Source organism: Chachezhania sediminis (assembly GCF_009765275.1).
Taxonomy (GTDB): domain Bacteria; phylum Pseudomonadota; class Alphaproteobacteria; order Rhodobacterales; family Rhodobacteraceae; genus Chachezhania; species Chachezhania sediminis.
Map to the genome: position 1 here is coordinate 225,954 of NZ_VOPH01000004.1, position 11,999 is coordinate 237,952.

The window sequence follows — 11,999 nt, forward strand, 5'->3', positions numbered from 1 at the left end:
ACCCTTCGCGCAGGACGCGGGGCGGAGGGCGGCTGATGACCACCGAAACAGATACGATCCGGGCCTTCGACCTGGCCGCCCCGCCGCCGGGTTTCGTCGAGGATCCGTTCCCCTTCTACGACCGCCTTCTTGCCGTGGCCCCGGTGCTGGACCAGCCTGACGGGTCGATCCTGATCAGCCGCCATGCCGATCTGGACCGGATCTACCGTGACACGACGCTCTATTCCTCCGACAAGAAGGTGGCCTTCGTGCCCAAGTTCGGGACAGGCACGCCGCTTTACGAACATCACACCACCTCGCTCGTCTTCTCCGATCCGCCGCTCCATACCCGGGTCCGCAGGATCATGACCTCGGCTCTGACCCCCCGTGCGATCCAGAAGATGGAACCCGGGCTGATCGAGACGGTGGACCACCTGCTGGACACCATGGCCCAAAAGGGCCGGGTCGACCTGATCGAGGACTTCGCCTCCTCCATCCCGATCCAGATCATCGGCAACCTGCTGGACGTGCCAGTGGCCGAACGCGGTCCCTTGCGCGACTGGTCGCTGGCCATCCTGGGGGCGCTGGAACCCTCGCTGACGCCGGACCAGCTGGCTCTTGGCCACGCCGCGGTCGAAGACTTCCGCGCCTACCTTCGGGACCTGATCTCCCGGCGGAAGGCGAAACCGGGCGACCCGGAAACCGATGTCCTGACCCGCCTGATCCGCGGCGAAGGGGCCGACGCGCAACTGTCGGAGATCGAGCTGATTCAGAACTGCATCTTCATTCTGAACGCGGGCCACGAGACGACCACCAACCTGATCGGCAATGCGCTCGCGCTCCTGAACGACTACCCGGGCCAGAAGGCACGCCTGATGGAGGCCCCCGACCTGATCAAGCCCGCCATCGAAGAGGTCCTCCGCTTCCGCTCTCCCAATCAGCTGGGCAACCGTGAGACGACGGCCGAGGTCGGGATCGCCGGCCGCACGATCCCGAAAGGCACGAACCTCCACCTGATCATCGGCGCCGCCAACCGGGATCCGGCCGTCTTCGACGAGCCACAGAAATTCGACATCGCCCGCGTTCCCAACCGGCACCTGGCCTTTGCCGGCGGCCCCCATGTCTGCGTAGGCCTGACGCTGGCGCGGCTGGAAGGCCGGATCGCCGTCTCGCGCTTCCTGAACCGCTTCCCCGGGTACCGCATCGCCGAAGGCCGTCAGCAGGGCGGTCGGATGCGCTTCCGCGGCTACAAGGCCCTGCCGGCGGTGCTCTGACCCGATGGTGGGTTCGGCTCCCTGCGCGTTGATGGTGCGTGGAAACCACGCACCCTGCCGACTGCAGGCGCACCGATCTCCGTCACGGGACCCTGTGACGCAGTCGCGGGTCGGCACCATGCACCGTGCCTGGCGGCAATGCGTCGATCGCCGTCATGGGAAGCGATGGCGAAGCTGAGTGGCGCCGCCACGCACCATACCGACCGGCACGATACGTTGATCACCGTCCCGGGAACCTGTGGCGAAACGGTGCGCGGACACCACGCACCCTGCCAGGCGTCAAGGTATTGGACGCGGTCACGGGAACCCGGGGTTTCGGCCCCTCACTTCTTCGGTCTTCAAATACCCTCGGGGGAGTCCGCCCAAAGGGCGGACGGGGGCAGAGCCCCCGGGCGGGGTCGAACCGTTCCCGGACGCCCGTCATTTCCTGACCGCACCGCCGCACCGCCAACGTTCCGGCACCGCCAATCGCCACCCCAAGGCCGGGCAGGGTACGTGGTCCCCGCGCAGCGCTAGGGTCGCCAACACCTTTCGTCCAGCCGGTAGGCGGTGACGGTTGCACTGCGATAGGCCCCGGGCCCCGAAGACCATTCGGCCGCCGGTTCCGGCAGCGCCCCTGTGCACGGGTTTCCGCCGCTCATCGTGACATATAGGAACGGCCCCGCGCGGTCCTTCGGATAGGGATAATGCTGCGCATAGTAGTGCGGCGCATGGCCATTGGGGGGGACAGCATAGATCTCGATCCCCGCATCGCGGCCGGTGTGGAAAAGATCGGCCAGCAGGTCGCGTTCGTTGACCATGACGGCGCCAACCCCGGCCGCCTTCGCTCGGTCCAGGATCTGCATCGACAGGTTCGCGCGCCCCGTGAAGCGGCGCAGCACCGGTTGCGGATTGTCGCCCATGTGCCAGGTCGTGGCCTGGGTCGCGACCACCGGCAGGGCCACCACCAGCGCCGCGTTGATCGCAAGCCCGATCCACAGAAGCCGCGGCGCCGCGGCCCGGAGCGCCGGCACCGCCAGCATCAGCGCCGCCGGATAGGCCGCCAGCGCCCAGTTGCCATAGGCCTTGGACAGGATCGCCTGCGTGGACACCAGCAGGAAGATCGGCAGCGACAGGGCCACCATCCACCATCCGCTCCAGCCCTTGTCCTTGCGGAACAGCGCCCAGATCCAGGCGCCGAACAGCACCGGCCCCATCGACAGGAACTGCGCACCGATGAAATCGCCCAGTTCGTCGAAATGCAGGGTGATCCCGCTCTTTTCCTTGATCCAGCCGATATTGTCGCCGGTATGGCTGACCGTGGTCATGCCGTTCTGCAGGTTCCACAGCACGTTGGGTGCGAAGACCAGCAGGTAGACGGTAAAGGCCAGCGCGGCATCCTGCCAGCGGATCCGGGCGCCCGGGATCAGGACCACGCCGATGGCGGCGCAGATCCAGAAATACATCGCCGCGTACTTGCCCATCATGCCCAGGCCCAGGCACAACCCCATCAGGGCCGCGACGCCAAGCGACGGGGCCCGCACCAGCCGCAGCCAGCACCAGAGCGCCGCGGCCAGGAATGGCAGCAGCACCGTGTCGGTCGACATCAGCAGCGTGCCGATGGCGATGATCGGCATCGTGACATAGGCCAGCCCGACCAGGCCCGCCACGCCGGGCGACACGATCTCGCGCGCCGCGCGCCACAGCAGAAGACCGGTCGCGCAATGCAGCAACGGCCCGGGCAGGCGGATCCAGAAGGCGCTGTCGCTGCCGCCCAGTTCGGTGAAGGCGCGGATCACCCAGCCGATCAGGGGGGGCTTGGAATAGTACCCCCAGTCGAGGTTCTGGCCCCAGAGCCAGTACTGTGCCTCGTCCACGAAGAGGTCGATCGTGGCAAAGGGCAGAAGCGCGATCCGGTAGGCGGTCAGCGCCAGGATCGCCCAGACGCAGGCGCGGCCCAGAAGGTGGTCAGCCTCAGGGTCCGCGCCCCTCTCAGGCACGGTTCGCGCGCTTTTCGGCATAGAGCAGCCACAGGTTGCGGGCATAGATCACGACGCCGAAGCTCTGGCCCAGCAGGAATACCGGGTCGGCTCGATAGCAGGCATAGGCGAACAGGATCAGCCCCCCGCCGATGGAAAACCACCAGAACATTTCCGGCACGACCGATTTCTTCTGCCGTTCGGATGCGATCCACTGGATCAGGAACCGCATGGTGAACATCAGTTGCCCGAACAGGCCCACGACGACCCAGACAAGCTCGGCCGTTGTGGTGACGTGGAAGACGGAAATCAGCCAGTCGATCATGCCGCGCCCTCGTCGGTTCCGTGCAGGGATTCTTCGGTCGGACGCGCGGTCTTGGCCCGCTTGATCAGCCAGGCCACGCCCAGCAGATCGCGGACGCCCACCAGCGCGCGCTGCAGGTTGTTGTATTTCGATGTGCCCGCCGACCGTTCGCGGTGGGTCACGTCGACATGGGCGACGGTCCAGCCATCGCGCGCAAAGAGCGCGGGAAGGTAGCGGTGCATGTGGTTGAAGAAGGGCAGCGCCAGGAAAGCCTCGCGCCGGAATGCCTTCAGCCCGCACCCGGTATCGCGCGTTCCATCGTTCAGCATCCAGGCCCGCACCTTGTTGGCCAGGCGCGAGCCCAGCTTCTTCGACGCGGTGTCCTGACGGTCGACCCGCTGACCAGCCACCAGCCCCAGCGAGGCCGGGGCGGCCGGGTCCAGCAGCGGCGCCACCAGGTTCGGGATTTCCGACGGGGGGTTCTGGCCGTCGCCGTCCAGCGTGCAGACGATATCGCCCGTGGCCAGCATAACGCCGGAATGGACAGCGGCCGACTGACCGCCGGCCTTGGGGTGCTGGACCATCCGCAGCCAGGGCCGGCCCGGGGCCAGCGCGCGGATATTGGCGGCGGTGGCGTCGGACGATCCGTCATCGACCAGGATCAGCTCCATCCCCGGCAGGTCGGAACAGGCGGCCTCGATCTCGTGGACCATGGGGGCCACGTTCTCGGCCTCGTTGTGCATCGGGATGACGATGGAAACCTTCAAGGGACAGGCCTTTGCCTTCTGGGATCGCGGGTTGGAAGTGCCGCAAGCCCGCCGGTTTGTAAAGGCCCGCGGCTCGGCGGAGGATCGCCCTAGGCCGCGTTGGGCGGTTCGTCGTCGCGATACCAGCGCTTTGGCACCGTGGTGATCAGCACGATGGCCGTGGTGATCCGGACGATATGATGAACAGTCACGACCACGGGTGTCACGCCCAGCGACAGGGCGATCAGGCTCATCTCGGTTACGCCGCCGGGGGCATAGCTGACGAACAGCGTTTCGGTCGAGATCGGCACGAACGGCGTCAGGGAAAAGGCGAAGACGCAGGCCAGGCCCAGCATGACCGCCAGGGTCAGCACGCCCAGCAGGAAGGCGTTCAGCAGTTGGCGCGGATTGGTCCGTGCGAAGGTCGCGCCCAGGCCGGTCCCCACCACCAGCTGCGAGAAGTGCAGAAGCCAGGACGGGCTGTGGGTATCCATCAGCCCGGTCGCATGACAGGCCGCGGACAGGATCATCGGGCCCAGCAGCATCGGCGCGGGCAGGTGGATCCGCACCGCCAGGGGCGCGCCGATCAGCGCCACGGCGACGATCAGCACCACGTCCAGCGCGGTCCACGGTCCGACCGACAGCTGCTGGCCCGCTGCGCTGCCCACCGAATGGCCCGAGAAGATCAGGAACAGCGTCGGCACGGTGATCACGACCAGCACGATCCGGACGAAGTGCTGGATCGTCAGCACCTGCACGTTGCCGCCCTGCTGTTCGCCGATGGTGATTGCCTCGATCAATCCGCCGGGCATGGCAGAGAAGAAGGCGGTCGGCCCGTCGTATTTCCCGATGTAGCGAAAGATCGCGAAATTGGCGGCCTGGGTCACCGCCACGAAGGGCAGCACCGCCAGAAGCGAGGGCCAGAGCGCCGGGATCTGGGAGGCGAGGTCCGTGGTAAAGCGCTGCCCGATCATGACACCGATCACGCCGACGAACACCCGGCGCAGACCTTGCGGGAAGGCCGGCAACTGCCGGTCCATCGCGGTTGCAGCCATCGCGAAGACGCCCACGGACACCAGGCTGCCGATCAGGAATGGCATCGGCCCGCCAAGGAAAAGGATGATGAAACCGCCCACCGATCCGGCAAGCAGAAGACCAACGACATTACGGGCAGTAAGAACAAGAGACGTCACGGTCGGAGCTATGATCCTGACCGCGGTTCCTTGCAAGCGAAGATTTCCGCGCCCCGGTCCGGCCCCCGAACCGGGGCGCCGGCGCGTGCGTCGGGGGGCCGAATGCCCCGCGGCAGATGTCGGAGAACCCGAAAACACTGGCCGAAGTTCCGGTTGTCGGTGAAGCTGCCCATTCGTAGCTTCTGGACGGGGCGGCGAGGTCATGTGTTTTCCGGTCAAGAGTTCCGCCCTTCCACAAGAAGATCATGTCCGGAAAGGACAGGGACCCGAAGGGGGGATGGGGATGGTCGTCATGGCGCTTCAGGCAAGGCTCTTTTCATGCACGGCCCTGGTGGCGGCGGCATGGCTGGGCAGCAGTTCGCTTGTCCTGGCCGGACCTTCGACCCTGATCCAGGATCAGGGCGCGGACGGCATCGACGGCTACAGCGCCTTCTGGGAAGACGACCGGGACCAGAACGTGGCGCCCACGCCCGGTGCGGACGGTCCGGGGATCGATGTCACCTACCCGGGGGGCCCCGGCGGGGCCCTGACCGAGGGGGTTTTCCTGCAAAGCAGCGGCGGCACCGGCGGGGATGCCTATGAGCCGCAGAGTTACACTTTCTATCCCGACCCCGCACCGGTCGATGGCCAGCCCGGCGGCGATGGCGGCACGATCACGGTGGTTGCTTCGGCCGACATCTCGGCCCCCGGAAACGGTTCTCAGCCGGTCATGGGGATCGTGTCCAATGGCGGCAACGGGGGCGCAGGCCAGAATTTCGAGTTCGAGCAGACAGCGTCAGGGGACGGAGGCAACGGTGGCAGCGTATCGCTGACCTTCGATGCGCCGGAAGCGACGGATGGCACGGCATCCGCACAGCCGCAGGTCGGCCAGCAGGTGACGGCGGGTGCAGAGACCGTCACCGGCGTCACGGTTACCGCCAATGGCGGCATCGGGGGCAGTGCCGCGTCCTCGTCCAGCTTTGCGCCTGCGCAGGGCGGTGCGGGGGGCGATGGCGGCGACATCGCCGTGACCCTGAACGACGTCTATATCGGTGTGAACGACAACGGGTCCCGGTTCGGGATCCTGGCCCGCGCCAATGGCGGCGATGGCGGTGCGGGCGGTCCGGTGACCCGGCCGGCCGAGGCCACGTCGAATGGCGGCGACGGCGGACAGGGCGGGCAGGTCACGATCGACGTGGCTTCGGCCGCCAGGATCCTGGCGGACAACGGCAATTCCAATGACCGGATCGTCGGCATCCTGGCCGAGGCCAATGGCGGCGCCGGCGGTGCGCCCGGCGCATATGCCTATGACAGCGCGGCCGGGGGCAGCCGGGGCGGCGGCAGCGTCGCGATCGGCAATGCCGGAACGGTCGAGACCGTCGGCATCGGTGGCTATGGCATCGTGGGCCAGTCCTTCGGCGGCGGTGGCGGAGCAGGCGGGTCCCCGTCCGTCGGGTTTTTCGAGGCGGCGGGGACCAGCGGCGGCGCCGGGGGTGCCGGTGGCGATGTCACCATCGTCAACCGGACTGGCGGGACTGTGACGACCGCAGGCACGGGCTCGGCCGGGATCGTGGCACAGTCGGTCGCCGGCGGCGGCGGCAACGGTGCCCGAGCGGTCGGGATCGTATCCGTCGGCGGCAATGGCGGCAGTTCGGGCAATGGCGGCGGGGTCAGCGTGACCAATGCGGGCGCCGTGTCGACCGCGGGCCGGGGTGCCAGCGGCCTCATCGCGCTCAGCGCCGGTGGCGGTGGCGGCGTGGCCCTGGGGGCGGATGCGGCCGCGGCCGCGAAACAGCCCGCCGGTTCCGGCGGCACCGCCGACGGGTTCTTCTTCGGGGGCGGCGGCGATGGCGGGGCCGGCGGCATCGGGGGCAATGTCGGCGTCAGCCAGACCGGCAGCATTGCCACCGAAGGCTCCAATTCGCACGGTCTTCAGGCGCTCAGCATCGGCGGCGGCGGCGGTGTCGGCGGCGGCAGCTTCGCCGGCGCTCCCTTCGTCGATGTGACTGTCGGCGGACAGGGTGGCGCAGGCGGCGATGCGGGACTGGTCCTGATCAATGACGGTATTGCCCAGCCGCCCGCGACCCCGCTGGGCGGGATCGAGACGCGCCGGGTCGGGTCCACCGGCATCCATGCCGCGTCCATCGGCGGCGGCGGCGGCGATGGCGGCGGGGCCTTCGGCGTGGGCGCGGGCCTCCCGGTCGACGGTATCTCGGTCGCGATCAGCGTGGCCGTCGGCGGGACCGGCGGCGCGGCCGGCAATGGCGGCGCGGTGGCGCTGAACAATGTCTCGACCGTCACCACATATGACGACGATTCCATCGGGATCCTGGCCAAATCCGTCGGCGGCGGCGGCGGGGCCGGCGGGGCGGCCACATCCTATGCCGGAACGATTTCGGCCCGGGAGCTGAAGACGACGGGTTTCTCGGTCTCTATCGGGGTCAGCGTCGGGGGCGACGGTACGGGCGGCGGCGACGGCGGGGTCGTGACGGTGAACAACTGGGCCCCGGTCACCACCCATGGCGACCATTCCGTGGGGATCGAGGCGCATTCCATCGGCGGCGGCGGCGGCGTGGGGGCCAATGCGCTGGCCCATGCCTCGACCTACGGGATGGGCTATGGCGTGAATGCCGGGATCGACGTCGCCGTGGGCGGCAGCGGCGGCGTGGCCGGCGATGGCGGCCCCGTGACCCTGACCAGCACGCAGGCCGTGACGACCACCGGCAATTATGCCGATGCTGTCGCTGCGCGGTCGGTTGGCGGTGGCGGCGGCCGGGGCGGCACCGGAACGACCTATTCGACCCCGGCCGAGTTTGTCTTTGGCAAGAGCAACACGATCAATGTGGGCATCGGCGGTGCGGGCGCGGGCGGCGGCGATGCCGGGACGGTCACGATCACCAATTCCGGTGCGATCGCCACGGCCGGCACCGACAGCCGCGGGATCCTGGCCCAGTCGGTCGGCGGCGGCGGCGGGGCCGGCGGCGGCGCCCAGGACGACGGCAATGCCACCCAGGCAACGGTTCAGGTCGCGGTCGGTCGCACCGGCGGCGGCGCGGGCAACGGAAACACCGTGACAGTCGCGAACCAGGCCGGCGGCACGATTGCCACGGCAACCCATGGCGCATCCGGCATCATCGCCCAGTCGGTGGGCGGCGGCGGCGGGGTCGGCGGCACGGCGACCATCTCCAACACGTCCACCGGACTGGGCGGCGACGCGGACACGGCCCGCACCGTGCTGGGCTTTGCCGACAAGATCTATCGCCTTTACGACAAGGCCGGGATCCTGCCGGAGAAGGCCTACCCGTCTTCGGTCGACTTTTCCGTCGCGGTTGGCGGGTCGGGCGGTTCGGCCGGGAACGGTGGGTCGGTGATCGTTGAAAACGATGCGGCGATATCCACCGCAGGCGACCGGGCCAATGCGATCCTGGCGCAGTCCATCGGCGGCGGCGGCGGTGTGGCCGGCGCGGCCTCGGCCGCGGACGAGATCACGGGCGGCAATGTCGTGGTGGGCAGCGATGGTGGTGCTGGCGGCAGCGGCGGCAGCGTTTACGTCGGCAACAGCGCTGCGCTGTCGACGCAGGGCAACTTTTCCATGGGCGTTCTGGCGCAGTCTGTCGGCGGCGGTGGCGGCATCGGCGGGACGACGACCACTTCCGGCTCGCTCGTGAAGACCACGGCGCTGTCGGTGCGGATCGGCGGCAATGCCGGCGAAGGCTCGCCCGCGGACGAGGTCACCATCAAGAACAGCGGCGATGTCCAGACGCAGGGCCATTATGCCTATGGTCTGGCCGCGCAATCCATCGGCGGTGGCGGCGGTCTGCAATTCACCAACATCCAGAAGATCGACAAGGGTGGCAATGCGCAGACGGTCAAGGCACCGGTCTACGCCATGCCGGGCAAGCCTTCGGCCGCGGGCGGCGGATCCGGGGACGGGACCGTCGGCATCTCCTATGGCCTGGGCGGCACCGGCGGCGGCGGCGGGGTGGGCGGAGCGGTCAGCATCATCAACAGCGGCAACATCGTGTCCGGGGGGGACGAGGCTTTCGGCATCCTGGCCCAGTCCATCGGCGGCGGCGGTGGTGTCGGCGGCAGTGCGTCGGAATTCCTGAACGGTGCCTCCGACGCCAATGCAGGCAAGGGTGGGGCGGGCGGCAATGGGGCCGATGTCGGCATCACGCTGGAGGCGGGCAGTGCGATCACCACCCGTGGCACCGGGTCCAGCGCCGTGGTTGCACAGTCCATCGGCGGCGGTGGCGGTCATGTCGGCGGCGGGCAGAATGCCCAGACCCAGAACACCCAGCCGTCGATCACATGGGCCACCGATGGCCTGGCGGGGCAGGTCTCGATCACCACGGCCGAAGGGGCGGCGCCGTCGATCACCACCACCGGCTATGGCGCCCACGGGATCTTTGCACAGTCCAGTTCGGGCTTCGGCGGTAGCTACGGCACCTTTATGGGGATGCTGTCGGCCACAGACCTGACCCGGGCGGAGTTTCTGGGCGACGGTTTCGCATCCGCCACCAAGGGCATCACCATCGACTATAACGGGTCGATCCGGGCCACTGGCGAAGGCGCGGTCGCGATCTATGCCGAGGCCACGCAATTGAACAGCGGCAGCAATGCCAACCAGTACGGCGACGGACCGCTGCCGCACGATTTCTATGGCGACAATCCCAGTGCCGGCAGCGAAGGCAACGGCCAGATCGCGATCACGGTCGACGGCACGATCGCCGGGGGATCGGGCAACCGCGGCGCGGGCATCGCGCTGGTCGGCGGGCGGGGCAATACGATCGATATCGCCGGCGGCACCGTTTCCGCCGGGGATGGCGGCTTTGCCATCGCGGCGACCGATCCGCTGTTTCTGGGGCCGGGTGTGCCGGATGCGCTGGCCTATAACCTCTATGTCCGGAACGCGGGCACCGTCACCGGCAATGTCGATCTGGGTTATGGCAGCAACTGGTTCGAAAACTCCGGCACCTTCAATGCAGGAGAGTATGTCACCATCGATGGCGCGCCCCGCTGGGGGACGCTGTTCAGGAACGTGGTGATCGGCGGGGATGCGCGGGTGACGGGCACGTCCTCGAGCACCGACTGGTTCACCAATTCCGGCACGTTGAGCGTCGCGGGCACCGGCACGGTCGGCACCAGCAGCTTCGTCACGTCGATGTTCAACCAGTCGGCAGAGGGCACCATGATCGTCGACGTTGACCAGTCCGCGGGCATATCGGACGTGCTGTCGGTCAAAGGCGATGCCAGGCTGGCCGGGACGGTGACGCCGAACCTGATCGGCCTGGCCGTGGGGGGACAGCCCGCGGACGCGTCCTATACCTTCTTCCAGGCAAAGACGATCGATGCCGGGGATCTGCAGGTGGCAGACACCATCGCCGCGCGGTTTTCGCTGAATGTCGAACTGTCCAGCATCGGGCTGAAGGTCGACGCGCTTCAGTTCGACACCGAAGACCTGGTCGAACCGGGTGCCCGGGCCGTGGCACAGCACCTTGACCGGATCGTGGCCAGCGGGCAGCCGTCGGACCTAAACGACTTCATGGCCTCGCAGGCCAGCATCGCCACCGGTGGCTTGTCGACCTATTCGGCCAATTTCACGAACACACTGAACGATGCAGGTCTGCATACCGCCAACACGCTGGCCCCGATCCAGTCGGCCGCGCGTAACGACCAGCTTCATTCCTGCCCCGTCTTCGTGGGCGAAACGGCGGCCCTGACCGAAACCAACTGTTTCTATACTCGCGGGATCGGCGGCCATATCGACGGGAAAAGCGCGGTGGGCGGCGCCACCTACAAGACCAGATGGAACGAGATGGCCATCGGTGGCCAGACCGAGGTCTGGGACGGCGTCTTTCTGGGCGGGATGGTCAGCTATGGCAGTGCCGACACGACCCGCAGCGACGGGCGCATCAGTTCGGACACCGATGCTGTCTCGGTCGGGGGCGTGGTGAAGGTCCTGCCGACCAGCAAGCTGCAATTCGCCTTCTCGGGCGTCTATACGCGGAATTCGATCGAGACGGACCGCACGACCGACAGTGGCGCGGTGGCGAAGTCGAACTTCGACACGACCACCATCGGGCTGCGGGCGCGGGCGTCCTATTACGGCGACATGGGGGCGTTCTATCTGAAGCCGACCTTCGATCTGGACGCCGTCCGCGTCGACATCCCGGCCTATTCGGAAACCGGGGCAGGCGCGATGAACCTGCACTTCGGTGCCGCCGACGACTGGCAGTTCGCCGCCACGCCGATGCTGGAACTGGGCAAGCGTATCGAGGGCCGCAAGGGCACCTTCCGCGCCTTCGGACGGCTGGGCGCCAGCTTCTGGAGCTCTCAGAACCTGGCACAGAACGTGGTCTTCGAAGGCACGCCCGCGGGTATTCCGGGCTTCACCGTCGGGGGTGGCGGGTCGTCCAATTACGGTATCGGTGCGCTGGGGGCCGAATATGTCGGAAAGACGGGCCTCAGCTACGAGGCGCGGGTGACGTTCCAGGGCAACAGCGACGTGTCGGACACGGCCTTTACCGCGCGCCTTCGCTACGACTTCTGAAGGCGGGGAGCGG

6 protein-coding genes are annotated in these 11,999 nt (G+C 67.9%); 2 read left to right on the top strand and 4 right to left on the bottom strand.

All coding sequences use genetic code 11. The features are described 5' to 3' along the window. Positions 1–35: 35 nt before the first annotated feature. The gene (locus FQK05_RS14585; protein WP_158968080.1) at positions 36–1,253 is read left to right on the top strand and encodes a cytochrome P450; all 1,218 of its coding nucleotides are present in this window, start codon (positions 36–38) and stop codon (positions 1,251–1,253) included. A gap of 512 nt (positions 1,254–1,765) precedes the next feature. Here FQK05_RS14585 and FQK05_RS14590 read toward each other — a convergent pair. The 4 genes from FQK05_RS14590 to FQK05_RS14605 form a co-directional block, all read right to left on the bottom strand. Further along, positions 1,766–3,232 (bottom strand): ArnT family glycosyltransferase, encoded by a 1,467-nt coding sequence (locus tag FQK05_RS14590; protein WP_158968082.1) that lies wholly within the window; start codon positions 3,230–3,232, stop codon positions 1,766–1,768. Continuing rightward, on the bottom strand, positions 3,225–3,536 hold the full coding sequence (locus tag FQK05_RS14595) for a lipid-A-disaccharide synthase N-terminal domain-containing protein (protein WP_158968084.1): 312 nt from the start codon (positions 3,534–3,536) through the stop codon (positions 3,225–3,227). The genes FQK05_RS14590 and FQK05_RS14595 overlap by 8 nt, the downstream gene beginning before the upstream one ends. Continuing rightward, the gene (locus FQK05_RS14600) at positions 3,533–4,282 is read right to left on the bottom strand and encodes a glycosyltransferase family 2 protein (protein WP_233270514.1); all 750 of its coding nucleotides are present in this window, start codon (positions 4,280–4,282) and stop codon (positions 3,533–3,535) included. Before FQK05_RS14600 ends, FQK05_RS14595 begins: the two co-directional genes overlap by 4 nt. Before the next feature lie 89 nt (positions 4,283–4,371). After that, positions 4,372–5,361, bottom strand: coding sequence for an AbrB family transcriptional regulator (locus FQK05_RS14605; RefSeq protein ID WP_233270515.1), 990 nt, complete (start codon positions 5,359–5,361; stop codon positions 4,372–4,374). Positions 5,362–5,746: 385 nt separating this feature from the next. Between FQK05_RS14605 and FQK05_RS14610 the strand changes: the two genes are divergently transcribed. Continuing rightward, positions 5,747–11,986: an autotransporter outer membrane beta-barrel domain-containing protein gene (locus tag FQK05_RS14610; RefSeq protein WP_158968088.1), complete on the top strand. Its 6,240-nt coding sequence runs from the start codon at positions 5,747–5,749 to the stop codon at positions 11,984–11,986. The last annotated feature ends 13 nt before the right edge of the window (positions 11,987–11,999 follow it).